Source organism: Modestobacter versicolor (genome assembly GCF_041028285.1).
Taxonomy (GTDB): Bacteria; Actinomycetota; Actinomycetes; order Mycobacteriales; family Geodermatophilaceae; genus Modestobacter; species Modestobacter versicolor_A.
Map to the genome: position 1 here is coordinate 408,871 of NZ_JABGDB010000001.1, position 24,994 is coordinate 433,864.

Here is a 24,994-nt window from a genome sequence, read left to right on the forward strand (position 1 = left end):
GGACACCCACGGTAGGTCACCGGACGGCGGGTGCTCGACGATCGGCGCGGATTCCTACTCGGCGTCACCGCCCGATCACGGAACGGTCGGGTCGGACGGGACGACGGACGGGACCCGGTTCGGGCCGGCCTCCGGCGGCCGCGGCCGGTCCTGCGGGTGCAGCCGGACGGCGACCAGCGCGACGTCGTCCTCGGGGCGGCCGTCGACCAGCCGGGTGATCAGCTCGTCGCACAGCTGCTGCAGCGGCAGGCCGGCCAGCTCGGCGAGGTGCGTCCGCAACCGGTCCAGCCCCGCGTCGAGGTCGGCGTCCCGGCGCTCGATCAGGCCGTCGGTGTAGAGCAGCACGGTCGCGCCGCGGTCAAGGGTCACCACCGACTCGGCGCGCTCGGTCGCCGCGTCGACGCCCAGCAGCAGGTCGGCCTTCCAGTCGGCGAGCACCGCGACCGAGCCGTCGGGGTTCAGCGCCAGCGGCGGCAGGTGCCCGGCGTTCGCCCAGACCATCCGGGTCACCCCGCGCCGTCGCTCGTCGGCGGTCTGCTCGAACCGGGCGACCGCCGCGGTGGCCAGCGTGTCGATCTGGAGCACCGCCATCGCCGAGTCCAGCCCGCGGAGCACCTCGGCGGGGCCGGCGTCGCTGTAGGCGGCGATGCCGCGCAGCAGGCTGCGCACCTGGCCCATCGCCGCGGCCGCCGCGGTGTCGTGGCCGACGACGTCGCCGATGACCAGCATCGTCGCGCCGTTGGGCTGCAGGAACGCGTCGTACCAGTCGCCGCCGACCCGGGCCGCCTCGACCGCCGGCTGGTAGCGCACCACGATCTCGGCGTGGTCGGGCTCCGGCGGGTCGGTCAGCATGCTGCGCTGCAAGGTCTCGGCCATCTGCTGCTGCTGGCCGAACAGGCGTGCGTTGTCCCACGCCAGCCCGGCCCGGTCGGCGACGTCCTGGGCGACCGCGACGTCCTCGGGGCTCGGGGCGTGGCCGACGTCGAAGAACAGGGTGAGCAGGCCGAGGGTCCGGCCGCGGGCCCGCAGCGGCAGCGCCACCTCCGACTCGGGGGCGAGGACCGCCAGCAGGTCGTGCGCCCGCCCCGGGGGCAGCAGCCGCAGGACGTCGTCCCCGGCGAAGGTGACCGCCTCGTCGGCGTGCAGCGCCCGGCCCACCGGTGCGGTCATCGGCATCGCGTCCAGCCGCACCTCGGCGTAGCGCTCCAGCACCGCCCGGCGGGCCGGGTCGACGTGCCAGCTGCCGACGTCGCGGGGTTGGCCGTCGTCGTCGATGACGGTGAGGATGCAGTAGTCGGCCAGCGACGGGACGACGATCCGCGGCAACCGCGCGGTCGCGGCCTGCACGTCCAGGGTGCTGGCCAGTTCCGCGCTGACCCGGGCGAGCAGGGCCAGCCGCCGGGCGGCCCGCTCGGCCATCTCCTGGGCGTGCCGGCGCTCGGTGACCTCGAGGAAGTAGACCGACAGGCCGTCGGGGGTGGGCCAGGCGCGCAGCTCGTACCAGCCGTTGAGCGGTGCCGGGTAGTACGCGTCGAAGGCGACGGGCTCGCCGGTGGCCACGGCCTGCCGGTAGCTGTCCTCGAAGACGCTGTTCACCGCGGCCGGGAACGCGTCCCAGATGAGCCGGCCGAGCAGCTCGTCGCGCGCCTGGCCCAGCAGCCGCTCCGCCGTGGCGTTGACGTGGGTGAACCGCCACTCCACGTCCAGCGAGTAGAAGCCGGCCGGCATGGCCTCCAGCACGCGGCTGACCCGGGCCTCGCCGGCCACCTGCGCGGTGACGTCGTAGGCCACCCCGATCAGCCGTTGCGCGCCGCCCTCGGGGCCGCCGAAGGCCTTGCCCCGGGCGCTCACCCAGCGGGTCTCGCCGTCCGGCCGGACCACGCGGTAGTCGGCCTCGAACTCGCCTTGGGTGGCGATCGTGTGCTGCAGGGCGTCGGTGACCCGGGGCAGGTCGTCGGGGTGCAGCCGGACGTTGAAGGCCTCGATGGTCTGCTCGAAGGTGGCCGGCTCGTAGCCGAACATCTCGATCAGCCGGGTGTCCCAGCTCAACCGGCCGGTGCGCAGGTCCCAGTCGAAGGTCCCGATGCCGGCCGCGGCGATCGCCAGCTCGGCCCGCAGCCGGGTCGCCTCCGCGTCGGATGCCCGGACGCCCTCCATGGACGTCGGCTCCACAGCTGCCCACCCTGTCTCACATCGGTCCCCGGGACCCCCGGGGTCGTGCACGGCTGGCCGTCTGAACCGCGATGTCGAGTTATGTCACGGACGACCGGCCCGGGGCAAGCACCGCGCCCGGACGCCCGGGCCGCGTCGGCGGCCGGAGGCCGGGCCCGCCACCGTCGGGGCGGCGGGCCCGGCACCGGCGTCAGTGACCGGCGGGCACCGGCGCGCCGCGCTGGGGGACCGGGTTCGGCCCGCTGGGGAGCACCAGCAGGCTGACCACCGCACCGAGCAGGAACACCCCGGCGGCGATGAGGAACGCCCGGGTCTCCCCGGCCACCGCGGCGTCGGCGAGCACCGACGGCGACTGCCCGTTGGCGCTGACGTAGGCGGCGGTCGCCGAGGCGGCGAAGGTGTTCAGCAGTGCGGTGCCGAGCGCGCCGCCCACCTGCTGGCCGGTGTTCACCAGGGCCGAGGCGACCCCGGCGTCCGCGGGCGCGGTGCCCGAGGTCGCGGTGTTGAAGCACGAGGCGAAGATCAGCCCCATGCCCGACCCCATGACGAACAGCGCGGGGAGCACGTGCACCGCGTACCCGCTGTCCGCCTCGAGCCGCCACAGGTACAGCAGCCCGGCCATGCCGAGCAGCTGCCCGGTGGTGATCAGGTAGCGCGGGCCGATCCGGGGCAGCAGCCGGGGCACGATGACCGTCGAGCTGGTCAGGATGCCGGCGACGAACGGCAGGAACGCCACCCCGCTCCGCAGCGGGCTGAACCCCTTCGTCTGCTGCAGGTAGTAGGTGAGGAAGAGGAAGACGGCGAACATGCCGATGGCGGCCAGGCCGATGGCCAGGTACGCACCGCCGCGGCGCCGGTCCAGGACCACGCGCAGCGGCAGCAGCGGGTGCGCGACGCGCTGCTGCAGGAGCACGAAGACGACCAGCAGGACGACGGAGACGGCGATCAGCGTGATGGTGACCGGGTCGCTCCAGCCGTCGCTCTCGGCGCGGGCGAAGGAGTAGACCAGCCCGCCGAGGCCCAGCACCGCGGTGACGACCCCGGGGATGTCGAGGTGGACCCCGCTGGCCGGGGGCACCTTGCGGACGAAGCGGATCGCGCCGAGCCCGGCGATCACGGCGATCGGCACGTTCACGTAGAGGCACCAGCGCCAGCTGAGGTACTCGGTGAGCACGCCGCCGAGCAGCAGGCCGATGGCCGCACCGGCGCCGGCGATGGCTCCGAAGATCCCGAAGGCCTTGCCGCGCTCCTTGGGGTCGCTGAAGGTGAGGGTCAGCAGCGAGAGCGCCGAGGGGGCGAGCAGGGCGCCGAAGACGCCCTGCAGGGCGCGTGCCCCGACGAGGGTGCCGAAGCCGGTCGCGGCGCCGCCGAGGGCCGAGGCGAGCGCGAAGCCGATCAGGCCGACCAGCAGGGTGCGGCGTCGGCCGAAGAGGTCGGCCAGCCGGCCGCCGAGGAGCAGCAGCCCGCCGAAGGCGAGCGCGTAGGCGGTGACCACCCACTGCCGGTCGGCGTCGCCGAAGCCGAGGTCGGCCTGGGCGCTGGGGAGCGCGATGTTCACGATGGTCGCGTCGAGCACGACCATGAGCTGGGCCAGGCCCAGCGCGGCGAGGGTCCACCACCGGCGGCTGTGGTCGTGCTCCGCTTCGCGGGAGGCGCTGGCCTTGGCGTCGGCGGTGGCCGTCGCGTCGGCAGCGGTGCCGCCACCGGCGGCAGAGGCGCCGGTGGCGCCGGCCCGGGTGGGTGGTGCGGGTTGGGACACGGAGGACTCCTGGCGGGTGTGCGAGCGGGTGAGCGAGCGGGTGTGCGGGCGGGGGCGCACCGTCGCGCCGGCGTGAGACGCCTGTTGCTTGCTAGGCGCAAGCAACCATCTCGGCGGAGCCGATGTTCCCACCCGCGTCCGACGGTTCGGGGAGCGACGCGGGCAGTGCCGACCCCGTCCCGCGGCGGCGCCCGCCGTGTGCGATAACAACGGCATGACTGCGCGCACGGCTCCGGCATGACCCCTCCGTCCACGGCGCCGCGGCCGGCCGCACGGGTCGAGGGCGTCGCCGTCGACAAGGGGCTCCGGACCGGGGCGCTGGGACTGGTGTCCTCGATCGTCCTGGGCGTCTCCTCGACCGCACCGGCGTACGCGCTGGCGGCCACCCTCGGGTTCGTCGTCATCGCGGTCGGGGTGCAGGCCCCGGCGATCATGCTGCTGGCGTTCGTGCCGATGTGGCTGATCGCGGTCGCCTACTCGGAGCTGAACAAGCGCGAGCCCGACTGCGGCACGACGTTCACCTGGGCCGCCCGGGCGTTCGGCCCGCGGACCGGGTGGATGGGCGGCTGGGGGATCATCGCCGCCGACGTCATCGTGATGGCGAACCTGGCCCAGGTCGCCGGCTCCTACGGGTACCGGCTGCTCGGCCTGGACTCCCTCGCGGAGAGCACGCTCTGGACGACGGTCGCCGGCGTCGGCTGGATCGCGCTGATGACCTGGATCTGCTACCGGGGCATCGAGCCGACCGCCCGGGTGCAGATCGTGCTGCTGGCCGTGGAGGTCGTCGTCCTGGTGGCCTTCGCCAGCTACGCGCTGGTCAAGGTCTACGGCGGGACGGCGCCCGAGGGCTCGCTCACCCCGTCCCTGTCGTGGCTGTGGCCCTCGGGGCTGAGCTGGACGGCGCTCACCGAGGCCACCCTGCTGGCGATTTTCATCTACTGGGGCTGGGACTCCGCGGTCGCGGTCAACGAGGAGACCGCCAACCCCACCCGCTCGCCCGGACGGGCCGCGATCGTCTCCACCGTCCTGCTGGTGGGCATCTACACCGTCGTCTCGGTCGCCACGGTGGCCTTCGCCGGCGTCGGCACCGAGGGGATCGGGCTGGGCAACGAGGCCAACGCCGAGGACGTGTTCAACGCGCTCGGGGCCGCCGTCTTCGGCGACGACCTCTTCGGCCACGTCTTCGAGGCGCTGCTCATCATCTCGGTGCTCACCTCGTCGGCGGCGTGCACCCAGACGACGATCCTGCCGACCGCGCGGGGCTCGCTGTCGATGGCCGCCTACGGCGCGCTGCCCCGGTCCTTCGCCCGGATCCACCCCCGCCACCTGACCCCGACGGTCTCGACCATCTGGATGGGGGCGGTGTCGATCGCGTTCTACGTCGGGCTGACGCTGGTCAGCGAGAACGTGCTGATCGACTCGATCACCGCCACCGGCATGCTGATCGCCTTCTACTACGGCCTGACCGGGTTCGCCTGCGCCTGGGAGTTCCGCCGGTCGCTCCGGGGTCCGCGGGACGTGCTCATGCGGTTCCTGCTGCCCCTGCTGGGCGGGCTGCTGATGCTCGTCGTCTTCGTGCTCGCCTGCGTCGAGTACGCCGACCCCGGCTACGGCGAGACGGTGATCAACGGCGTCGGCGGTGTCTTCGTCATCGGCATCGGTGCGCTGCTGCTCGGCCTGGTGCTGATGGTCGTCTACAGCCGCGTCGCGCCGGCCTTCTTCCGCGGCGAGACGATGCTGCGAGGCACCGGCGACCTGCTGCTGACCGCCGACGCCCGCACCGTGGCGCTGCCGGACTCGCACGAGGCGACGGTCATCGCCCCTGACCGCTCCAACCTGCCGCCCGGCCGCGAGCCCTGGGACCCGCGCGCCTGACCGAGTTCGATCAGGTCACCTGGTCGACGGCTGTCCTCCCGCACCAACGTCGGTGCGGGAGGACGGCGTTCGATCAGGTCACCTGGTCATCGCTGCGCCGTCGGGGCGGGGCTGTGCCGCAGTTCCAGCGACTCGGTGCTGGGCGGGCAGGAACGAGAGCACCACCGCGGCGCCGACCGCGCCGGCCGCAGCGCACACCCAGGAGCCGGCGACCACGCCGTCCAGGAACGCCTGCCGGACCAGCTCCGCCGCGTCGCCGGGCAGCTGCCCGGCGACCGCGAGCCCGGCCGCCACCGAGTCCGCCGCACCGTCGGCCGCGGGCGCCGGGGCGCCGGCCGCGGCGAGCCCGTCGGCCACGGCCGGGCCGTACACCGTGCTGAGCACCGAGCCGACGACAGCGACGCCGAGCGTGCCGCCGACCTCGCGCACCGTGTCGTTGACCGCGGACCCGGCACCGGCCTGGTCGCCACGCAGCGCACCCATCACCGCCTCGGTCGCGGGGCTCGTGACCAGCCCGAGGCCGGCGGCCATCAGCACCATCGCGAGCACGATGCGGCCCCAGTAGGCGGAGTCCAACGTCGTGCCGGTGGCGACCACGAACCCGGCGGCCATGGTGAGCAGCCCGGCCGCGACGACCAGCTTGGTGCCGACCGCCCGCATCGCGACGATGGCCAGCGGCGCGGTGACCCCGATGACCGTGGCGAAGGGCAGGGTCGCCACACCGGCGGTCAGGGTGCCGTAGCCGCGGACGGACTGGAAGTACTGGGTGATCATGAAGATGAACCCGAAGAGGCTGAAGAAGGCCAGCGCGATCGCGCCGCTGCCGACCGACACCCGCGGGTCGCGGAACAGCCGGACGTCCAGCAGCGGCGCCGCGGTGCGCAGCTCGTGGACGACGAAGCCGGCCAGCACCAGCGCGGCCGCCGCGTAGCCGCCGAGCGTGGTGGCCGACCCCCAGCCGTGGCCGGGGGCCTCGATCGTCGTCCAGACCAGCAGACCGATGCCGAGCACCGAGGCCGCGGCGCCGGGCAGGTCGAAGCGGTGGACCGTCGGCGCGGAGGACTCGGGCACCAGCAGCCGGCCGGCGACGACGGCGACCGCGGCGATCGGCAGGTTGACCAGGAAGACCGAGCCCCAGGGGAAGAGCTCCAGCAGCAGGCCGCCGGTGACCGGGCCGATCGCCACCGAGAGGCCGGTGACCGCGGACCAGACGCCCAGCGCGGTGGCCCGCTCGCGGCGGTCGGTGAACGTGGTGACCAGCAGGGCCAGGGTCGCCGGGTAGATGGCCGCGGCGGCGACGCCCATGGCCGCGCGGCCGGCGATGAGCTGGTCGGTGGTGGTGGCGGCCGAGGCCAGCGCGGAGGTGAGGGCGAACGCGACCAGGCCGGCCTGGAGCACCCGCCGCCGGCCGAACCGGTCGCCGAGGGCGCCGCCGAGCAGGAGCAGCGCAGCGAAGGCCAGCGTGTAGCCGTCGACGACCCACTGCAGGTCGCTGGTGCTGGCCGACAGCTCGCGGCTGAGGGTCGGCAGCGCGACGTTGACGATGGTGTTGTCGATGCTGACCAGCAGCACGGACAGGCAGAGCACGGCGAGCACCCACCACCGACGGGTGGTGGGCGCAGGTGGGGGAGTGGTCATCGCGGCCTCCGGCTAGTAGAACGACGTACCAGAACAGTAGGACGACGTTCTACATACTGGCAAGGTCGATCTGTGCAGGAGGATGAGGCCGTGACGGATGTCAGGCCCGGAGCGGGGCGCACCCCAAGCCGAGCGGTCGAGCAGGCCCTGGTCGACGCGGCCGAGCGGGTGCTCGTGCGCGACGGCCTCGGCGCGGTGACCGTCCGCGCGGTTGCCGCCGAAGCGGGGGTGGCGCCGATGGGCGTCTACAACCGTTTCGGCAGCAAGGACGGGCTGATCTCGGCAGTCCTGGTCCGCGGCTTCGACGGGCTGCGGGCCGCGGTCGAGGAGGACACCGACCCCGACCCGGTCGTCCGGCTGGTGGCCAGCGGGCGCAACTACCGGCGCTTCGCCCTGGCCCGGCCGCAGCACTACGCGGCGATGTTCGGCGGGCGGCCGCTGCCCGGCGAGGGCGCCGAGGAGTTGGTCGCGCACGCCACGGCGGCCTTCGGGGCGCTGGTCACGCACGTCCGCTCCGCCATGGCCGGCGGTGCGCTGCGGGAAGGAGACCCCACCGAGACCGCCCAGCTGATCTGGAGCTCCGTGCACGGCGCGGTGAGCCTGGAGCTCGGCGGCGCGGTCCTCACGCCGGACCCGGCAGCGACGTACGAGTCGCTGCTGCAGCTGCTCGTCGCCGGGCTGCGCTGACGGCACTCCCGGGACTGCGCACCTCCCCCCACGGGGGGAGGTGCGCGGGTGGGCGTCCAGTTCCGTGCCGGTCCTGCCGACTCATCCCTCCTACGAGAGGAGCCGGTCATGTTGACCTTGGCGTGCAGTGCGGTGGGGCAGGCAGGGACGACGGCGGCGACGGCGTCGCTGGACGACACCCCGGCAGAGGCCCTCCTGTTCGTGGCCGGGTGGCTCACCACCGCGACCGACCTGACCCACCAGGCGATGCTGGTCCGCGACCTCGGGTCCACCTTCGACGTCCTGATCTAGACGAAGGACCCCCGTGCCCCCTGCCCCTCGCAGGCTCGGGGCGGGCCCCTGCACGGGGGCCGTCAACCGCCAGTGAGTGGGGCGCTCCGGGTGCCGCCGAGGTCGGCGGCGTCGGCCGCCTGGCGGCCGGCGTGCCAGCCCGCCGCGTCCACCGTGCGACCGCTCCGGCGGCGCACCGACGGGAACAGCTCCTCCGTGGCCAGGTCGACGGCCGCCTGCCGGTCCGCGAGCACCGGCGCCAGTGCGCTGCCGTAGGTGGCGGTCGCCTCGGCGCGGGCCTGGTCGCGGGCGTCGGTGAGCCGTTCCTCGATCCGCTGCGCGTAGGAGTAGAAGAAGCCGCGCCGGTAGGCCGTCGTCCGGCCCCGGGACCCGGCCAGCCGGACCGCGTCGGCGAGCGCCCGCCCCGACTGCAGCAGCAGCGAGGTGACCAGCAGCTCCACCGCGTCCAGGTCGCCGGGCATCCCGACCAGCGTCGCGATGCCGAACGCCGGCAGCAGCACCACCCGCACCCCGTTGGCGGACCCGACCGCCTGGACGACGGCTGCCTTGGCCTCCGCGTGCGGGTCGTCGAGGTGCAGCCGCCGGGCCTGCACCTGCCCCGCGGTCGCCGGCGTCCCGGCCCGACGGCCGAGCATGGCCGTGTCGATGGCGTGCCGGGCCATCAGCTCCTGCGCCTTGGCGGTGAGCGCCTCCGCCTCGGCCTCGAAGTCGGTGGACTCGGCCTTGGCCAGCAGCCCGCGGATCCGGGCGAGCGCCCGCGCGTCGACGGCGTCGTCCCAGCTGCTGTCGGCCAGCAGCGCCGCCGACCAGCCCGACGGCGGGGGCAGCAGCTGCTCGAGCCTCGGCAGCGTGCGCAGCAGGCCGACCACCCGCAGCACGTCCCGCCAGCCCGCCGCGGGCGGGATCCGCTCGGTCTGCCACCAGCCGGCGACGGTCCGGGTGCCGCTGTCCAGCTCGGCCAGCTGGACGGTCCAGGCCCACGGCGCCCGGTCGGCGGCCTGCTCGGCGCCGGCCTCGGCGGCGATGACCGCGGCCACCAGCCGGGCCGCGCGGGCGCTCACCTTCCGGCGGACGGCGTGCGTGACGTCGGCGGGCTGCCAGCCGCCCTCCCACAGCAGCGGCAGCAGCCCGCGCAGCACCTCCTGGGCGTGGCCGTCGGAGTCGACCGCCGCGTCGCGGACGAGCAGCCGGTCGACCACCCGGTCGAGCTCGCCGCCGGTCACGCCGGGTTGGCCGGCCAGCCGGGCGCCGGCCAGCAGCAGGCGGAGGACGTCGTCCACGGTCGTCGAGCTCCTCGGGGTCACCGGTCCAGGGTGCCCGGCGCCGGGACGGGTCCGCGGCGCCGGCAGGCGGGTGTGGACACCGCCGTCGGCTGTGGACGGCGGCGCGCACGGTTGGGCGGACCGGCCTCCGCTGCCCGGTCGTCCCGCCGCACCAGGCTAGAGAGGCGGACCGCTGGACCGACGTGTCGACGTGTCGACACGTCGATAGGTTGACCGGCATGACCGACCTCGCCGCCCGCGCGCGCACGTTCCTCGAGCTGCACTCCGCCCCGGGGATCCTGGCCCTGCCCAACGTGTGGGACGTCGTCTCCGCCACGGTCGTCGCCGGCACCCCAGGCGTGCGCGCGCTGGCGACGGCGAGCCACTCGATCGCCGCCACCTTCGGCTACGAGGACGGCGAGAACATCCCCTTCGACCTGCACCTGGGCATGGTCGAGCGGATCGTGCAGGCGGTCGACGTGCCGGTGTCGATGGACCTCGAGGCCGGCTACGGCGACGCGGGGGAGACCGCCCGCCGCGCGATCGAGGTGGGCGTCGTCGGCGGCAACCTCGAGGACGAGATGAAGCCGCTGGACGAGGCGGTGGCCGCGGTCGAGGCGGTGCTGCGGGCCGGCCGGGACGCCGGCATCGACTTCGTGCTCAACGCCCGCACCGACGCCTTCGTCCGGGCCGCTGCGGACGCCGACCCGTCGGCGGTCCTGGCCGAGGCCATCACCCGGGGCAGGGCCTACCTCGAGGCCGGGGCGCCGGTGGTCTTCGTGCCCCGCGTCCTCGCCCGCGAGGACATCGCCGCGCTGGTCGACGCCTTCGGCCCCCGGAAGCTGAGCCTGATCAGCGTGCCGGGCGCCTCGCTGCCGGCCCGGGAGATGGAGCAGCTCGGCGTCGCCCGGGTCTCCACCGGTCCCTTCACCCAGCGGGTGGCCTTGACCGCGCTGCAGGACGCCGCCACCGCGATGGTCGGCGGGGGCACCCTGCCGGCCGGCACCCGCCCGCTGAACTGAGGTGGCTGCGGCCTCCGCCCGACTGGCCTGGGCAGCCGACGTGGCGGGGCCACGGCCGGTGCACCGGGTGCTCGAGGTCGGCTGCGGGCACGGGGTGCTGCTGTCCCTGCTGGCTGCCCGGCTCACCAGCGGCACGGTGGTCGGGCTGGACCGCTCGGCGACGATGACGGCCGCCGCAGCCGCGCGCAACGCCGACGCGGTGGCCGCCGGCCGGGTCGTGCTGCGGACCGCGCCACTGCTCACCGCCGACCTGGACGGCGAGGCCTTCGACCTGGTGGTCGCCGTCCACGTCGGGGTGTTCTGGCGGCCGCCGGCCGACGAGCTGGGCGTCGTCCGGCGGGTCCTCGGCCCGGGCGGCCGCTTCCTGCTGGTCGACCAGCCGTTGCGACCACGGCAGGCGGACGAGGCGGCCGACCGGGTCGCCGCACTGGCGGCGCCGCACGGGCTGGTGGTCTCCGCCGTCCGCACCGGCGACACCCCGCCCCGGCCGTCGATCGCCGTCGAGCTGCGGCCACGAGCCGCACCAGGTGGCACCACGACGCCTGGTACCACCGGCGGGCCCTGTGCCGGGTGAGCTGGGGCACCCTCGGTGGCTGGGGCCGCGGATCGGGCGCAGCATCGGGAGCAGGACGTCGACGACGACGAGAGAGAAGGCACCGCCGCCATGACCGAGCTGCTCCTGCCCGCCGACTTCTTCGGGTTCCAGTCGCTGCTGCCCGAGGACGAGCAGAAGGAGCTCCTCGCGCTGCGTGAGTTCCTGGCTGCCGAGGTCAAGCCGCGGGTCAACGCCGCCTGGGCCGCCGCCGAGTTCCCGCACGACCTGATCCCGAAGATCGCCGAGGCCGACATCGTCGGCCGGTCCTACGACTGGGACGGCCGGCCGCGCGCCTCCCGGCTGTTCACCGGCTTCCAGGCGATGGAGCTGTCCCGCGTCGACCCGTCGATGGCGACCTTCCTGGGCGTGCACAACGGCCTGGCGATGGGCTCGATCATGGTGCTGGGCTCGGAGGAGCAGCGGCAGCGCTGGATCCCGTCGATGATGCGGATGGAGACCATCGGCGCCTTCGGGCTGACCGAGCCCGAGGGCGGTTCCGACGTCGCCCGCGGCATGCGCACCACCGCGCGCCGGGACGGCGACACCTGGGTGCTGAACGGCGCCAAGCGCTGGATCGGCAACGGCACCTTCGCCGACGTGGTGGTCGTCTTCGCCCGCGACGTCGCCGACGACCAGGTGAAGACCTTCGTCGTCGAGAAGGGCACCCCCGGCTTCACCGCGACCAAGATCGAGGACAAGTTCGCGCTGCGCACGGTGCAGAACGCCGACCTGACCTTCACCGACTGCCGCATCACGGCCGGCGACAAGCTGGAGGGCGGCAACACCTTCAAGGACGTCAACAAGGTCCTCAAGGTGACCCGCGGCGGCGTCGCGTGGAGCGGCGTGGGGTGCCAGCTCGGCGCCTACGAGGTCGCGGTCGCCTACGCCAAGGAGCGGGAGCAGTTCGGCAAGCCGATCGGCGGCTTCCAGCTGATCCAGGACCTGCTCGCCCGGATGCTCGGCAACGTCACCGCGAGCCTGGGCATGACCGTCCGGCTGTCCCAGCTGCAGGAGACCGACGAGCTGCGCGACGACCAGGCGGCGCTCGCCAAGAGCTACGTCACCTCCCGCGGCCGGGAGACCGTCGCCTGGGCCCGGGAGCTCTTCGGGGGCAACGGCATCGTGCTGGACTACGACGTCGTCCGGTTCTTCAACGACGCCGAGGCGCTGTACTCCTACGAGGGCACCCGCGAGATGAACACCCTCATCGTCGGCCGGTCGATCACCGGGATGAGCGCGTTCGTGTGAGGACCCCCTCTCCCCCCACGCCTCTCAGGCTCGGCGCGGGCCCCGGAGAGCGGGCCGTCACCCCTTCGGGGTGACGCGTGGCCCCGCGGGCTGGAGCACCTGCCGTGGACTGACGATGACCGGGGAGCACGCCAGAACGGCGTGCGCTGGTGACCAGTCGTGGGGGAGGGATCGTGCCGGGACAGTCCGTGCTCGTGGTCGAGGACACCGACGAGATCCGTGAACTCGTCGTCACCGTGCTGCGCCGCGCCGGGATGGACGTCCGCGAGGCGACCACCGGTGCCGAGTGCCTGACGGAGGTCCGCCGCGAGGCGCCGGACGTCGTCGTCCTGGACCTCGGCCTGCCCGACGCCGACGGCACGGAGGTGTGCCGTCAGCTGCGCGCCGAGACCGACTGCTACGTCCTGATGCTGACCGCCCGCGCAGAGGAGGTCGATCTCCTGATCGGCCTCGCCGTGGGGGCGGACGGCTACATGGCCAAGCCGTTCTCGCCGCGTGAGCTGGTGGCGCGCGTGCAGACGATGCTCCGCCGGCCGCGCACCGTGGCCGTCCCGGAGCCGCGCCAGCCGGAGGCGGACTCCGTGCGCCGGCTCGCCGAGCTCGAGGTCGACCCGGACACCCGGGAGGTGCGGGTCGACGGCGCTGCCGTCGACCTGACCCGCACCGAGTTCGACCTGCTGGCGGCGCTGGTCTCCCGGCCGGGCCGGGTGCTGCAGCGGGAGACGCTGCTGCGCGAGGTCTGGCAGACCGACTGGGAGGGCAACCTCCGGCTGGTCGAGGCCCACATGTCCAACCTGCGGCGCAAGCTCACGGCCGCAGGCTTGGCCCACCCCGAGATCAAGACCGTCCGAGGGGTGGGTTACCGCCTGGTGGCGTAGCGGTACCTGCTGCATCCGACGACTCGGCCCGGTCCCCCCGTGGGACCGGGCCGAGTTGTCGTCGCGTCCGGTGTTCGTCGCCGGGGCGTTCGGCGGATGGGTCGGTGGCGGGTGGGGTCGGCGGACGACGGGTCAGCCGGCGGCGTGCCGGCGACGCGCGGCACCCCGGCGGTCGACACCGGTGAGGCCGGCCAGCCGGGAGACCAGCCCGTGGGCGAGGATGCCGCGCCGGGCGTCCGCGGCGATGGCCTGGCAGACCGAGGCGACCTCGGGGTGGCCGAGCTGCCCGGAGGTGCCGGCGAGGGTGTGGGCGGCGTCGGCGACGGCCCGCGGGTCGCCGGACCGGACGCTGCGGTCGATGGCGGTGAACCGGGCGGGGAGCGCGTCGTCGTACATGCCCTGCAGCCGGTCCATGAGGTCGGCGTCCTGGTCGGCGTCGTGCAGGTCCTCGACGTCGACCAGCTCCACGGCGGGCGCCGGGGCGGTGCGGGCGGCGAGCGCGTCCAGCAGCAGGTGGGCGTCGACCGGGGCGGCCAGGCAGGCGAGGGCGCCGGCGGCGGTGACCGCGGCGCGCTGCTCGTCGGTGGGCTCGGCGGTGACGACGAGGAAGCGGGCGGTGCTGCCGGCGTCCCGCAGCTCGCGGAGGAGGGTCGCGCCGCTCTCCGCGCCGGGCACGGTGGCGGCGGTGACCACCAGGTCGGGGCTGGTCGCGGTGCTCAGCCAGCGGGCGTCCTCGGCGTCCCCGGCCTCGTGCACTCCCCAGCCGGCGAGCTCCAGGAGGCCGGTGACCGACTGGCGGGCGGCGGGCGAGGCGTCGATCACGAGGGCGGTCAGCACGGGAGGACTCCTGACGGGGCGGGCGGCGTGGTGCGGCCGGAGCGGGTGCGGGCGGTGGGGTCGACCTGGCGCTCGGCGAGCGGGCTCATCGCTCGTCGGTGTCCTCGACCTCGCGGCGCTCGACCGGGGCCGGCCGCCAGATGGACAGCAGCAGCCAGCCGGCCAGCAGGGCCGGGGCGCCGTAGACCAGGGCCTGGCTGACGACCGGGGTGCGCAGCACCTCGATGACGTGGCCGAGCTCGGGGACGACGGCGCGCACCTGGTAGGCGGTGTCGCCCTGCAGGACCGCCTGCCACGGGTCGACGGCGTCGTTCGCGTCGCCCTTGGTCTCGACGGTGACCGTGCCGTCGGTGCCCTGCTCGACGCTGACCACGCGGTGGCTGACGACGTGGTGGTCGCCGATCGGGACGTGGTAGCTGATGACCATGCCGACCTCGACCTGGTCGACCGGCAGGGGGGTGACGATGGTGACGTCGCCCGGGTCGATGACCGGGGACATGCTCCCGGTCAGCATCGTCATGGTGCGGTAGTCCAGGACGTGCGGGCCGACGGCGAGGACGCCGAAGGCGAGGACGGCCAGGGTGACCAGGAGCCGGACGGTCCAGCGGAACGCCAGGCCGGCGGTGCGCCGCACCAGGCCGGCGGACTGCAGCTGCTCCTGCGCGGGACGGGTCGAGGTGTCCGCGGCGAGGGCGAGGGGGGACAGCAGGGCGGTGGTCATGGCGGGTCCTCCGGGGGAGTGGTCAGCGAGGGGGCGGGTCGAACCGCAGGTCAGCGGTTGGTGCCGGTCTGCTGCGTCCCGGAGAAGGTGAGGCTCAGCGCGCTGGTCTTGTTCTGGAAGTTGTTGTCGGCCGAGGTGGGCAGCGACAGCGTGACGACCAGGTGGTCGACGCCCTTGGGGTTGACGGCGGCGACGTTCGTGAGGGCGGCGTTCGCCTTGACCGCGGAGCCGGTGACCAGCGTCGTGGTCGGGGCGGAGCAGGTGTAGGTGGCCACCCCGTTGGCGACGGACTCGGTCCACACCACCGGGCAGGAGGTCACGGTCAGCTGGAGGCCGTTGACCTTGTCGGTGTCCAGCAGGCTCGAGGTGGTGGCGGTCGAGACCAGCGACATGGTGCCGAAGCCCAGGTTGCCGCTGTTGACCAGGTCGACCGCGCGGCTGACCGAGTCGCCGGGCACGAAGTTGGCGGCGGTCATCGGCAGCGTCGCGGCGGCGCCGACGTTGTTGAGGTCCAGCGAGAGCGTCCCGGAGGCGACGGTGGCGTTCAGCGGGGTGGTGCTGTCGGTGAACGTGCCGAAGGTGCCCATGCCGGCGACCGCGGCAGCGGCGCCGATGACGCCCAGGGAACCGAGGACCTTGCGGGCGGTGCGGCTGCGGGTGGTGGTGGCGGTGGCGGTCATGGCCGGGACTCCTTCGTGTGTGTCGGTGCCGGCGGGTTCTCCCGGCGACAGACATGACTCTGGAGCTCCATCCGCAGGGCACCCGCCAGTGATCCGCAAGAAATCCGCAAGATGAAGGACCTCGTCCTCCTCACCCGTCGCAGGCTCAGGACGAGCTTCGGACGAGGCCGTTCCAGCAGGTCACCAGGACGACGACACCCCCTCCCGGGGGCCGGGAGGGGGTGTCGGTGGAGCGGGCGGGGCGGGCGCTGCCTACAGCGGCAGGGCCAGCGTGAACGTCGTCCCGCGGCCCTCGGCGCTGGTGACGTCCAGCGTGCCGCCGTGCGCGGTGGTGATCGCCTTGGTGATGGTCAGGCCGAGGCCCACACCGGGGACGGCGTTGCGCCGGGCGGTGGACGCGCGGAAGAAGCTGGTGAACAACCGCCCCTGCTCCCCGGTCGGGATGCCCACCCCGGTGTCGCGCACCGAGAGCAGGGCGACCGGCTCGGCGCCGGCCGTCGCGGTCTCGGTCAGTCCGCCGTCGGCGTCCCGCCAGGCGGCGCGCAGCCGCAGCGTCACCTGGCCGCCGGCGGGGGTGAACTTGACGGCGTTGGAGACCAGGTTGTCGCACGCCTGCCCGAGCCGGAGGGCGTCGCCGCGGACCACCAGGCCGGTGGCCGCCACGTCGACGGCCACGGCGACCCCGCGGGCCGCGGCGGTCACCCGCGCGTTCTCCTCCGCGGCACGGACGACCCCGGCCAGGTCGACGTCCGCCGGCTGCAGGGTGAACCGGCCGGCGTCCACCTGCGCGGTGAACAGCAGGTCGCCGACCAGCCGCAGCAGCCGCTGCGCGTTGCGCTCGACGGTGGACAGGTACTGGCGCTGCTCGTCGGTCAGCGGCTGCTCCTCGTCGTCCATGACGAGCTCGAGGTAGCCCAGGATCGACGACAGCGGCGTGCGCAGCTCGTGGGAGATGAGGCTGACGAACTGGTCCTTGAGGCGCTCGGTCGCCCGCACCTCGGTCATGTCGGTGCCGACGAAGTTCCACCCGGCCCGCTCGCCGTCGTCGTCGGTGCGGGGGGTGATCGCCACCGACACGGTCAGCCGTCGTCCGTCGGCGGTCAGGTAGGTCCAGTCCCGGACGTCGCTGCCCTGCTCCTGGGCCACGCGCACCAGGGCCGCGAAGCGCTCGGTCACGGCCGGTGCGCCGTCCTCGCCGCCCAGCTCCTCGGCGGCGTGGAAGTCGGTGATCGAGCGCAACCGGACGACGTCGGCCCGGGGCAGGCCCAGCATCCGCTCGGCACCGGGGTTCCAGACGCGGACCAGGCCGTCCCGGTCGGTGCCGATGATCGACTGCTCGGTCACCGCGTCGATGACGCTGGTCATCGTCTGGGCCCGCGCCCGCATCATCCGGGTGGCCACCTCGAGCTCGTCGGCGGTCGACCGCCCCTGGGTGACCAGGTCCTGCCGCTGGGCCTCCAAGGTCGTCGCGGCGGCCAGCTGGGCACGCAGCCGGCGGGCCAGCTCCACGACCGGGAGCGCCACGGCGACCGCAGCGGCCACGAGCCACGGGGTGCCGGGCCCGGTGAGCAGCACGGCGAGGCCCGCCGTCGCGGTGCCGGCGAGGACCGCGGGTGCCGCCCGGCCGGGCAGCCGGCCGCCGGGCACGGTCCGGTCGGCCGCGGCCGCGTCCGGCCGGGACGGGGGAGCCGGGGCGTCGACCGGGGCGAGCGTGGTCATGCCCGCGGTGCCGCGGTGAGCTCGCGGACCTCCGCGATCAGCCCGGCGATGGTGAACGGCTTGGGCAGGTAGGCGTCGGCGCCGGCGGCGAGGCCGCGGGCGACGTCGTCGGACGACGCGCCGGCGGAGAGCAGCAGCACCCGGCAGCCGGCGGTGGTCTGGTCGGCCCGCAGCGCGGCGCAGACCTCCAGGCCGGTGGCCTCGGGCATGGAGACGTCCAGCACGACGAGGTCGGGCCGCTCGTCCCGGGCGGAGCGGAGCGCCTGGGCACCGTCGGCGACCGCGGCGACCACGGTGCAGCCGGCCTTACGCACCGCCAGGCAGACGAGCTGACGGATGTCCTCCTCGTCGTCGGCGACCAGCACGCGCACGGGTGCCTCCACGGCGCCCCTCCGTTCCGTCGTCGGCCCTGCCCCCGGCTGGGGGACGGGGTCCGTCACGTCGGGCAACGACGCCGCGGTGCCGGTCCTGGAGGGACGGCGGCGGGCCGGTCACCCCATGAGGTGACCGGCCCGGGACGCACGACGGCCCCGGTGCGTGCGCACCGGGGCCGTCGAGAGGTGGAGCAGGATCAGGAGGCTGCGTGCCCCTTGACCGTCTCCTTGGAGTCCTGGGCCTGGCCCTGGACGTCCTGAGCGGCCGACTGACCCTCGGACTTCACGGTCTGGACGCCCTCCTGCGCGGTCGACTTGACCGACTCGACGGCGTCCTGCGCCATCGGCTTGAGGTTGTCGCCGATCTCCTGCGCGACGTTCTTGGCCTGGTCGACGAGGGGCTGCGAGTGCTCCTTGACGGCCGACTCGGCCTGCGAGGCGAGCTGCTTCTCCTTCTCGCTGGTCGGCAGGAGGGACGAGACGAGCCAGCCCACGCCGAAGGCGATGAGGCCCGCGGCCATCGGGTTGCCCTGCGCCTGCCGCTGGATGGTGTCCGGGGCGGACTGCACGGCGCCCATGGCGGAGGATGCGGCGTTCTGCACGCTGCCGGCCGCGGAGGACGCGGCCTGCTGGGCGCTGCCGGCCACGTTCGAGGTCGTGTTGCCCACCTGAGCTCCTGTGTCGTGTGCGGCGCCGAAGACCCGCTCCTTGAGGCCGGAGACGGTGCTCTTGGCCCGGCCGACGCGGCGGTCGACCACGCGGGTCGGGTTGACCTTCTCGTTCAGCGCGTCGACCTCGTAGCTGAGGTTGGCGCGGGTGTCCTCGATCTGGCGGCGGATCACGTCCGGGTCACTGCTGGTCATGTCGGTCTCCGTTCCGGTCAGTTGGGCTTGAGGGCGCCGGGGACCTGCTGGAGGGTCTCCACGGTCTGCTCCGGCTTGGGGTTGATGTTCTTGAGCCCGGTGAGGTCGATCGCCTTGAGCTGCTTGCGGCCCATCACGAACAGGACCGCGGCGATGATGCCCCAGAGGACGGCGACGATCAGGGCGGCCCAGCCGAGCGGGATGGCACTGCCGAGCGCGAACATCAGCGCGAGGCTGAGGAACAGCGCCAGCATGTGGCCGCCGTACCCGGCGCCGCCGAGCATCCCCGCGCCCTTGCCGGCCTTGCTGCCCTGCGCCTTGACCTCGGCCGAGGCCTTGTTGGCGTCCGCCTTGAGCTCGGCCTTGGCGAGGTCCAGCTCCTGGCGCATCAGCGTCGACAGGTCGCGGGTGACGTCCCCGATCAGCTGGCCGACCGAGGTGCCCTCGACGTCCGGGTGGCCGTCGTCGGTCATCGGCTGCGCGGTGTTGCCGTACGCGTACTCGTCGGCGGTGGCTGCGTAACCGGTCGAGCCGGTCTGCGTGTAGCCAGCACCGGCCTGCCCGTAGGGCTGCGCGCCTCCGGCGCCGCTCGGGTGGCTCACAGCTGGCCGGACCCGGGGGTGCGTGCCGGGTCGTCCCAGCCGGCGCCGGTCGACGGCGGCACCGAGGTGCCCTCCGGCGCGACGGTGCCGTACGGCGCCGGCGGGACCGCACCGGTGGTGTAGCCGGTGGTCTCGTAGCCGGCGGTGCCGGTGGTCGCGTACCCGGTGGCCGGGGTGTCGGCGATGTAGTTGGTGCCGGTCGCGTAGCTGTCGGCGGCGTAGGGCGAACCCGAGCCGGTCAGCTGCTGCGTGCCGGTGGAGGGGGAGGCGTCCTTGTGGGCGGCCACGACGCCGGTGGTCAGGCGACCGGCGACCACGCCGGCGACAGCAGCGCCGAGCAGGAACACGCCGGGCTTGCGGCGGGCGAACGCGCGGACCTCGTCGACCAGCTCGCCGGGCTCGCGGGCCTGCACCCAGGTGGCGAGGTCCTCGAGCTTGTCACCGGCCTGGCGGACCAGGTCGGCGGCGGGGCCGGACGGCGTCTCGCCGCCACCCTCCACCATGGTGCGGAGCTGCTGGGCGATGCCGGAGATGCCCTCGCCGGCCTTCTGCTGGCCGTTGCGGGCCTGGTCCTTGAGCTGCGAGCGGCCCTGCTGGATCAGGTCCTGCGCCTGGCGCTTGGTCTCCTGCGTGACCTGCTTGGCCTGGTCGGCGGCGGTCGCGGCGACCTGGCTGCCGGCCTGTGCGGCCGTCTGGCCGACGTTGCGCGCCTCGTCCTTGGCGACGTCCGTGGTGGACGGGGTGCCGGACACGTTGGTCGCACCGCTCGGCGGGGACTGCGTCGGGGTGTCGATGGAGTGAGTCATCGTTCCTCCTCGTCGTGCGTTGGGGTGCATGGCTGGTGCTGGCTGTGCTGGGCGTCCATGCCCGGTCGACCCCGTCCGCACGAGGGCACGACCGAAGACCGACCGTGAGGCCGGGCAACGGGGTGCCGGGTCGCGGGACGGCGGTGGGGGCGCCTGCAGATGCCCAGGTCCAGTCGCTCGGGGGGATCCCACCGTGGCCTCAGTGGGACGCCGTTCCGTTGATGGTCTTGTACCCGCGGCCCGCTACGACGTAAACCGGAAGATCAGTCAAATGTGGATCACGCTCAGGACGTGGCGACCCGGCGCCGGACCGGCTGCGTAGTCTCCGAGGAAGGCGAGCCTTGCCTGACCCGAACGAGGAGGAGCCGGTGAAGGGACCACTACGGGGTGCGCGCGGCCGCCGTCCGCGGACGGCGCGGGTCGGGGAGGTCGTCCGCACGACGCGCCTGACCCCGCACATGATCCGGGTGGTGCTCGGCGGCGAGGGCCTGACCGGCTTCCCGGCCGGGGAGTTCACCGACCACTACGTGAAGCTGCTCTTCCCGCCGGCCGGGGCCACCTACACGGCCCCCTTCGACGTCGAGCAGCTCCGCGCGGAGCTGCCGCCGGAGCTGTGGCCGGTCACCCGCACCTACACCGTGCGGGCCTGGGACGCCGAGGCCGGTGAGCTCACCATCGACTTCGTGCACCACGGGGACGTCGGTCTCGCCGGCCCCTGGGCGGCGCAGGCCGCGCCCGGCGACCGCATCCAGTTCCAGGGGCCCGGCGGCGCGTACGCCCCGAGCCCGGACGCCGACTGGCACCTGCTGGCCGGCGACGAGAGCGCCCTGCCGGCCATCGGCGCGGCCCTGCCACGGCTGCCCGCCGGCGTCCCGGCGCTGGTCTTCGTCGAGGTCGAGGGCCCGGCCGAGCAGCAGTCGGACCTGCACGCGGCCGAGGGCGTGACCGTCGTGTGGGTGCACCGCGGCGACGGCCCGCCGGGCGCGGCCCTGGTGGCCGCGGTCACGGCGGTGGAGCTGCCGACGGGCTCCGGGCACGTGTTCGTCCACGGCGAGGCGGGGCTGGTCAAGGAGCTCCGGCTGCACCTGCGCACGCAGCGGGGCCTCGACCCGGCGTTCACCTCCATCTCCGGCTACTGGCGGCTCGGGCGCACCGAGGACCGCTGGCAGGCCGAGAAGCCGGAGTGGAACGCCGAGGTCGAGGCCGCCGAGCAGGCGCTGGCGGCCGGCTGACTCAGCCGCGGGTGGCGGCGGCCAGGTGCGCCCGCAGCTGGTCGGCGTCGTCCTCGGCGCCGTAACCCGGCGTGCCCGGCTCGATCCGCCAGCTGTCGGCCAGCGTGCCGAGGTCGACGACGTCGAAGCCGATCGCGTCGACGAGGTCGGCGACCCGCTGCTTGGCGGCGGCGTCGTCCCCGGCGACGACGAGGGCGCGGCGGTGCGGGGTGCCGGGGGCCGAGCGGGCACTGACGATCTGCGCGGCCTGGATGTGGTTGAAGGCCTTGACCACGGTGGACCCGGGCAGGTGCCGCTGCAGCAGCTCCGAGCTGGTGCAGCGGCCCTCGTCGAGCTCGGCGACCTGCCCGTCCCGCTGCGGGTAGTAGTTGTTCGTGTCGATCACGACCTTGCCGTCGAGCGGCTCCACCGGCACCTGACCGATCGCCTTCAGCGGGATCGTGACGACGGCGAGGTCGGCCGCGGCGGCCGCCTCCGTGGCGGTGCCGGCGCGGACGGCGCCCCCGGCCGTGGGGCGGGAGGCGAGCTCGGAGACCAGGTCGGCCAGCGTCTCCGGGCCGCGGGAGTTGCTGATCACCACGTCCCAGCCGGCGTCCAGGGCGGTCCGTGCGAGGGCGCTGCCGATGTGGCCGGCGCCGATGAGTCCCAGGGTCGTCATGACCGCAGCGAACCGGTTCGGCCCGCCCTTTCTTCCGTCCCGGTCAGCCCAGGTCGTCGGTGGCGAAGGTGTCGCACTGGTTCGGGTCGCCGGTCTCGTACCCGGTGCTGAACCAGCGCTGCCGCTGCTCCGAGGAGCCGTGGGTGAAGGCGTCCTGGTCGACCGTGCCGCTGCCCAGGTTCTCCTGGATGAAGTCGTCGCCGATCCGCCCGGCGGTGTCCAGCGCCCGGGCGATGTCGTCGTCGGTGATGTCGGAGATCAGCGGCTGGCCGGACTCGTCGGGCACGGTCTCGGCGTGGTTGGCCCAGGTGCCGGCGTAGCAGTCGGCCTGCAGCTCCAGCCGGACGCTGCCGCTGGTCGGGCCGCTCTCCCGCGGGTCGACCTGCTGGTTGGTGCCCAGCAGGTTCTGCACGTGGTGGCCGTACTCGTGCGCCAGCACGTAGGCGTTGACGAACGCCCCGCCGGCGGCGCCGAAGCGGCTCTGCAGGTCGTCGAAGAACGACAGGTCGATGTAGATCAGCTGGTCGGCCGGGCAGTAGAAGGGGCCCGACCCGCTGGTCGCCCCGCCGCAGGCGGTCTGCACGGAGCCGGCGAAGAACACGGTGTCCGCCGGCTGGTAGCGACCGCCCAGGGCCTGCGTCCAGTAGTCCTGGACGGACTCGATGTCGGCGACGATCGCGCACTCCACGGAGTCGTTGGCGTCGGCGCCGGTCTGGCAGGACTGCTCGAGGGCGGAGTTGTCGGCCGTCTCCCCGCTGCCCAGCCCACCCAGCGTGCCGGCCAGGCCGGCCGTGCCGCCGCCCCCACCGCCGCCGCCACCGAGCACCTGGAACAGGACGAGCACGATCACGCCGACCAGCCCGAGCCCCCCGCCGCCGACGGCCAGCCCGCGCCCGCCGCCACCGCCGCCGGCCCGCCGGTCCTGGACGCCGGAGGTGTCCAACCGGCCGCTCTCCCGGAACCTCATCGCTGGAAGACCTCCTCGTCGGGGACGGACATGGTGAACGTGACCTCGACCGAGCCGCGCACCTCCTGCGGCGCCGGCCGCAGCTCGAGCTGCGGGGACGCCGGGGCGAGGGCGGCCAGAGCGCGCACCGCCCCGCCGCCGCCGGTGTCGCGGACCTCGACCAGGCCGGTGAGCCGGCAGCCCAGCGCGGCGGCGTACGCGTTGGCCCGGCCGATCGCGTCGGCCACCGCCTCCGTCCGCACCTGCTGGTGTGCCGGGGAGCTGCGGGACAACCGCCAGTGCGGTCCGTACAGGGAGGTGTCCGGGAGGGCGGCGACGGCGGCGGCCAGCGCACCGGCGGCGTCCACCTGCTCGACCTGCACCCGGGTGACGACGGCGGCCACCTGCCCGGTGACCCGGGTGCCGTCCTGCTCCGGGTGCACCGCCACCGCGTCGGTGGACACCGCGCCCAGCACGTCGCCCTGCGCGGCCAGCAGCGCGGTGAGCGCCCGCTGGCGCGCGGCCAGGGCGGTGAGCGCCTCGTCCCGCCGGCGGTGGCGCACCTCGACGGTGACGACGAGGTCGGCGGCGTCCGGGAGCGCCTCGGTGACGGCCTCGCCCCGCACCACCACGCGCGGGTCCACGGTCACCGCCCCCTCCCGCGCCGGGACGATCCCGACCGCTCGGAGCACTCTGCCGTCACCCCGGCCCGTCCGCACCCCGGCGCCGTGCGGACCACCGCTGCCCGGACCTAGGGTCGGGCCATGCCCCTCGAAGGTGACTACGAGCCCAGTCCGGAGCAGTGGGTCCGCGATCAGGTGGAGCTGTACGAGCGCACCGGCGGGCGGGAGGGCGCGACGCTGCCCGGCCGCCCCGAGCCGGTGGTCGTGTTCACCACCCGCGGCGCGAAGAGCGGGAAGGTGCGCAAGAACCCGCTGATGAGGGTCGAGCACGAGGGCGTCTACGCGATGGTGGCCTCGCAGGGCGGCGCGCCGAAGCACCCCACCTGGTACTTCAACCTCAAGGCCCACCCCGACGAGGTGACGGTGCAGGACGGCGACCGGGTGTGGGACGGCGTGGCCCGCGAGATCGACGGCGAGGAGTACGTGCAGTGGTGGGAGCGCGCGGTCGCCGCCTTCCACGACTACGCCGGCTACCAGGAGAAGACCGACCGGAAGATCCCGATCGTCCTCGTCGAGCCGAAGCGCTGAGCGGCGACCGGCCGGTCGTCGTCGTCACCGGCGCCAGCGACGGCATCGGCGCGGCGGCGGCCCGCCGGCTGCACCGCGGCGGCGCGCAGGTCGTCGTGGTCGGCCGATCCGCGGCGAAGACCGCGGCGGTGACGGCGGAGCTGGCCGGCGCGGTCGGGCTGACCGCGGACTTCGCGCGGCTGGACGACGTCCGGCGGCTGGCCGGGGAGCTGCGCGAGCGGTTCCCGCAGATCGACGTGCTGGCCGACAACGCCGGCGCCTCGAACCGGCGCCGGCAGCAGACCGTGGACGGTCACGAGCTGACCCTGCAGGTCGACCACCTGGCGCCCTACCTGCTCACCCGGCTGCTCGAGGAGCCGCTGCGCGCCGCCCGGGGCCGGGTGGTGGTCACCTCCTCCTTCGCCCACTGGGCCGGCAGCGCGCGCCGCGGGCACGTGCTGGAGCCCCGTGGCCCGTACGTCGCCACCCGCGCCTACGCACACGCCAAGTGGTGCAACGTGCTCTTCACCGCCGAGCTGGCCCGGCGCTGGGCGCCCGAGGTCACCGCCGCCTGTTTCGACCCCGGCGGGGTGGCGACCTCCTTCGGGCGCGCCGCCGGTGGCGTCACCGGGCTGGCCTTCCGGTCGCCGCTGGTCGCGTTCCTGCGCACCCCCGCCCAGGGCGCGGACACCCTGGTGTGGCTGGCGACGGCGGACGGCGGCTGGCGCAACGGCCGCCTCCACTCGGACCGGTCGACCGCCGTCACCCTGCCCACGGCCCGGGACGCGGTGCGGGCCCGCGAGCTGTGGGAACGCTCCGCCCATCTGGTCGGCCTGCCCGCCTGAGCCCTCAGCCGGGCCGGTTGCGCATGCGGCGTCGAGCTTGCCCGGTGGCACCGTGTGGATATGCCAGTCTTACCAGGGGCATCAATCGGGGGAG

Annotated in this window: 25 protein-coding genes; 10 read left to right on the forward strand and 15 right to left on the reverse strand. The window is 74.5% G+C overall.

Annotated features, from left to right (window positions below):
* Nucleotides 1-75: 75 nt before the first annotated feature.
* Both HL054_RS02135 and HL054_RS02140 read right to left on the reverse strand, forming a co-directional pair.
* Entirely contained in the window at nucleotides 76-2,172 is a 2,097-nt protein-coding gene (locus HL054_RS02135) for a SpoIIE family protein phosphatase (RefSeq protein WP_369137039.1), read from the reverse strand.
* Between the two features lie 190 nt (nucleotides 2,173-2,362).
* Entirely contained in the window at nucleotides 2,363-3,931 is a 1,569-nt protein-coding gene (locus HL054_RS02140; RefSeq protein ID WP_369137040.1) for an MFS transporter, read from the reverse strand.
* Between the two features lie 237 nt (nucleotides 3,932-4,168).
* Between HL054_RS02140 and HL054_RS02145 the strand changes: the two genes are divergently transcribed.
* Nucleotides 4,169-5,806, forward strand: a complete 1,638-nt coding sequence (locus HL054_RS02145; RefSeq protein ID WP_369137041.1) for an APC family permease — start codon at nucleotides 4,169-4,171, stop codon at nucleotides 5,804-5,806.
* A gap of 78 nt (nucleotides 5,807-5,884) precedes the next feature.
* Here HL054_RS02145 and HL054_RS02150 read toward each other — a convergent pair whose 3' ends face one another.
* Complete coding sequence (locus tag HL054_RS02150; protein ID WP_369137042.1) at nucleotides 5,885-7,444, reverse strand: DHA2 family efflux MFS transporter permease subunit; 1,560 nt, start codon at nucleotides 7,442-7,444, stop codon at nucleotides 5,885-5,887.
* A 90-nt stretch (nucleotides 7,445-7,534) separates the two neighbouring features.
* Between HL054_RS02150 and HL054_RS02155 the strand changes: the two genes are divergently transcribed.
* Both HL054_RS02155 and HL054_RS02160 read left to right on the forward strand, forming a co-directional pair.
* Nucleotides 7,535-8,131: a TetR/AcrR family transcriptional regulator gene (locus HL054_RS02155; protein ID WP_369137043.1), complete on the forward strand. Its 597-nt coding sequence runs from the start codon at nucleotides 7,535-7,537 to the stop codon at nucleotides 8,129-8,131.
* A 108-nt stretch (nucleotides 8,132-8,239) separates the two neighbouring features.
* Entirely contained in the window at nucleotides 8,240-8,422 is a 183-nt protein-coding gene (locus tag HL054_RS02160; protein WP_369137044.1) for a hypothetical protein, read from the forward strand.
* A 62-nt stretch (nucleotides 8,423-8,484) separates the two neighbouring features.
* On the opposite strand, the gene HL054_RS02165 is transcribed toward HL054_RS02160, so the two are convergent.
* Nucleotides 8,485-9,726, reverse strand: coding sequence for a DUF2786 domain-containing protein (locus tag HL054_RS02165; protein WP_369137046.1), 1,242 nt, complete (start codon nucleotides 9,724-9,726; stop codon nucleotides 8,485-8,487).
* 197 nt (nucleotides 9,727-9,923) lie between these two features.
* Between HL054_RS02165 and HL054_RS02170 the strand changes: the two genes are divergently transcribed.
* The 4 genes from HL054_RS02170 (at nucleotide 9,924) to HL054_RS02185 (ending at nucleotide 13,427) form a co-directional block, all read left to right on the forward strand.
* Nucleotides 9,924-10,706, forward strand: a complete 783-nt coding sequence (locus HL054_RS02170) for an isocitrate lyase/PEP mutase family protein (protein WP_369137047.1) — start codon at nucleotides 9,924-9,926, stop codon at nucleotides 10,704-10,706.
* Nucleotides 10,707-10,746: 40 nt separating this feature from the next.
* Complete coding sequence (locus HL054_RS02175; protein ID WP_369137048.1) at nucleotides 10,747-11,280, forward strand: class I SAM-dependent methyltransferase; 534 nt, start codon at nucleotides 10,747-10,749, stop codon at nucleotides 11,278-11,280.
* 90 nt (nucleotides 11,281-11,370) lie between these two features.
* Nucleotides 11,371-12,549: an acyl-CoA dehydrogenase family protein gene (locus tag HL054_RS02180; RefSeq protein ID WP_369137049.1), complete on the forward strand. Its 1,179-nt coding sequence runs from the start codon at nucleotides 11,371-11,373 to the stop codon at nucleotides 12,547-12,549.
* A gap of 173 nt (nucleotides 12,550-12,722) precedes the next feature.
* A complete protein-coding gene (locus HL054_RS02185; protein WP_369137050.1) occupies nucleotides 12,723-13,427 on the forward strand; it encodes a response regulator in 705 nt (234 codons plus the stop codon).
* A 132-nt stretch (nucleotides 13,428-13,559) separates the two neighbouring features.
* Here HL054_RS02185 and HL054_RS02190 read toward each other — a convergent pair whose 3' ends face one another.
* The 8 genes from HL054_RS02190 to HL054_RS02225 all read right to left on the reverse strand — a co-directional run bounded on the left by HL054_RS02190 (nucleotide 13,560) and on the right by HL054_RS02225 (nucleotide 20,029).
* A complete protein-coding gene (locus HL054_RS02190; protein WP_369137051.1) occupies nucleotides 13,560-14,264 on the reverse strand; it encodes a response regulator in 705 nt (234 codons plus the stop codon).
* 85 nt (nucleotides 14,265-14,349) lie between these two features.
* Nucleotides 14,350-14,985, reverse strand: a complete 636-nt coding sequence (locus tag HL054_RS02195; RefSeq protein ID WP_369137052.1) for a signal peptidase I — start codon at nucleotides 14,983-14,985, stop codon at nucleotides 14,350-14,352.
* A 50-nt stretch (nucleotides 14,986-15,035) separates the two neighbouring features.
* The gene (locus HL054_RS02200) at nucleotides 15,036-15,665 is read right to left on the reverse strand and encodes a TasA family protein (RefSeq protein ID WP_369137053.1); all 630 of its coding nucleotides are present in this window, start codon (nucleotides 15,663-15,665) and stop codon (nucleotides 15,036-15,038) included.
* Nucleotides 15,666-15,917: 252 nt separating this feature from the next.
* Nucleotides 15,918-17,384 (reverse strand): sensor histidine kinase, encoded by a 1,467-nt coding sequence (locus HL054_RS02205; RefSeq protein WP_369137054.1) that lies wholly within the window; start codon nucleotides 17,382-17,384, stop codon nucleotides 15,918-15,920.
* Nucleotides 17,381-17,767 carry a response regulator gene (locus HL054_RS02210; RefSeq protein ID WP_369137055.1) on the reverse strand — a complete coding sequence of 129 codons (387 nt, stop codon included), beginning with the start codon at nucleotides 17,765-17,767 and terminating at the stop codon, nucleotides 17,381-17,383. Before HL054_RS02210 ends, HL054_RS02205 begins: the two co-directional genes overlap by 4 nt.
* Nucleotides 17,768-17,955: 188 nt before the next feature.
* Nucleotides 17,956-18,621 carry a DUF3618 domain-containing protein gene (locus HL054_RS02215; RefSeq protein WP_369137056.1) on the reverse strand — a complete coding sequence of 222 codons (666 nt, stop codon included), beginning with the start codon at nucleotides 18,619-18,621 and terminating at the stop codon, nucleotides 17,956-17,958.
* A gap of 17 nt (nucleotides 18,622-18,638) precedes the next feature.
* On the reverse strand, nucleotides 18,639-19,223 hold the full coding sequence (locus HL054_RS02220; protein ID WP_369137057.1) for a phage holin family protein: 585 nt from the start codon (nucleotides 19,221-19,223) through the stop codon (nucleotides 18,639-18,641).
* Nucleotides 19,220-20,029, reverse strand: a complete 810-nt coding sequence (locus HL054_RS02225) for a hypothetical protein (protein WP_369137059.1) — start codon at nucleotides 20,027-20,029, stop codon at nucleotides 19,220-19,222. The genes HL054_RS02220 and HL054_RS02225 overlap by 4 nt, the downstream gene beginning before the upstream one ends.
* Before the next feature lie 341 nt (nucleotides 20,030-20,370).
* Here HL054_RS02225 and HL054_RS02230 point away from each other — a divergent pair, with 341 nt between their 5' ends.
* A complete protein-coding gene (locus HL054_RS02230; protein WP_369137060.1) occupies nucleotides 20,371-21,261 on the forward strand; it encodes a siderophore-interacting protein in 891 nt (296 codons plus the stop codon).
* Between the two features lies 1 nt (nucleotide 21,262).
* Here the strand turns inward: HL054_RS02230 and HL054_RS02235 are convergent, their stop codons facing one another.
* From HL054_RS02235 to HL054_RS02245, 3 genes are read right to left on the reverse strand one after another with little or no spacing between them, the layout of a single operon-like run.
* Complete coding sequence (locus HL054_RS02235) at nucleotides 21,263-21,919, reverse strand: NADPH-dependent F420 reductase (RefSeq protein WP_369137062.1); 657 nt, start codon at nucleotides 21,917-21,919, stop codon at nucleotides 21,263-21,265.
* Nucleotides 21,920-21,962: 43 nt separating this feature from the next.
* Nucleotides 21,963-22,886, reverse strand: a complete 924-nt coding sequence (gene ypfJ, locus HL054_RS02240) for a KPN_02809 family neutral zinc metallopeptidase (protein WP_369137063.1) — start codon at nucleotides 22,884-22,886, stop codon at nucleotides 21,963-21,965.
* Complete coding sequence (locus tag HL054_RS02245) at nucleotides 22,883-23,515, reverse strand: SIMPL domain-containing protein (RefSeq protein ID WP_369137064.1); 633 nt, start codon at nucleotides 23,513-23,515, stop codon at nucleotides 22,883-22,885. Before HL054_RS02245 ends, ypfJ begins: the two co-directional genes overlap by 4 nt.
* Nucleotides 23,516-23,629: 114 nt before the next feature.
* Here HL054_RS02245 and HL054_RS02250 point away from each other — a divergent pair, with 114 nt between their 5' ends.
* Nucleotides 23,630-24,076: a nitroreductase family deazaflavin-dependent oxidoreductase gene (locus HL054_RS02250; protein WP_369137065.1), complete on the forward strand. Its 447-nt coding sequence runs from the start codon at nucleotides 23,630-23,632 to the stop codon at nucleotides 24,074-24,076.
* The gene (locus tag HL054_RS02255) at nucleotides 23,980-24,900 is read left to right on the forward strand and encodes an SDR family NAD(P)-dependent oxidoreductase (RefSeq protein WP_369137066.1); all 921 of its coding nucleotides are present in this window, start codon (nucleotides 23,980-23,982) and stop codon (nucleotides 24,898-24,900) included. Before HL054_RS02250 ends, HL054_RS02255 begins: the two co-directional genes overlap by 97 nt.
* Nucleotides 24,901-24,994 lie beyond the last annotated feature (94 nt).

Excerpts from the sequence above, each read along its gene's own strand:
- HL054_RS02145 (WP_369137041.1), top strand. The coding sequence starts at position 4,169 with ATGACCCCTCCGTCCACGGCGCCGCGGCCGGCCGCACGGGTCGAGGGC.
- HL054_RS02150 (WP_369137042.1), bottom strand. The coding sequence starts at position 7,444 with ATGACCACTCCCCCACCTGCGCCCACCACCCGTCGGTGGTGGGTGCTC.
- HL054_RS02160 (WP_369137044.1), top strand. The coding sequence starts at position 8,240 with ATGTTGACCTTGGCGTGCAGTGCGGTGGGGCAGGCAGGGACGACGGCG.
- HL054_RS02170 (WP_369137047.1), top strand. The coding sequence starts at position 9,924 with ATGACCGACCTCGCCGCCCGCGCGCGCACGTTCCTCGAGCTGCACTCC.
- HL054_RS02180 (WP_369137049.1), top strand. The coding sequence starts at position 11,371 with ATGACCGAGCTGCTCCTGCCCGCCGACTTCTTCGGGTTCCAGTCGCTG.
- HL054_RS02195 (WP_369137052.1), bottom strand. The coding sequence starts at position 14,985 with ATGACCACCGCCCTGCTGTCCCCCCTCGCCCTCGCCGCGGACACCTCG.
- HL054_RS02200 (WP_369137053.1), bottom strand. The coding sequence starts at position 15,665 with ATGACCGCCACCGCCACCACCACCCGCAGCCGCACCGCCCGCAAGGTC.
- HL054_RS02205 (WP_369137054.1), bottom strand. The coding sequence starts at position 17,384 with ATGACCACGCTCGCCCCGGTCGACGCCCCGGCTCCCCCGTCCCGGCCG.
- HL054_RS02215 (WP_369137056.1), bottom strand. The coding sequence starts at position 18,621 with ATGACCAGCAGTGACCCGGACGTGATCCGCCGCCAGATCGAGGACACC.
- HL054_RS02225 (WP_369137059.1), bottom strand. The coding sequence starts at position 20,029 with ATGACTCACTCCATCGACACCCCGACGCAGTCCCCGCCGAGCGGTGCG.
- HL054_RS02235 (WP_369137062.1), bottom strand. The coding sequence starts at position 21,919 with ATGACGACCCTGGGACTCATCGGCGCCGGCCACATCGGCAGCGCCCTC.
- ypfJ (WP_369137063.1), bottom strand. The coding sequence starts at position 22,886 with ATGAGGTTCCGGGAGAGCGGCCGGTTGGACACCTCCGGCGTCCAGGAC.
- HL054_RS02250 (WP_369137065.1), top strand. The coding sequence starts at position 23,630 with ATGCCCCTCGAAGGTGACTACGAGCCCAGTCCGGAGCAGTGGGTCCGC.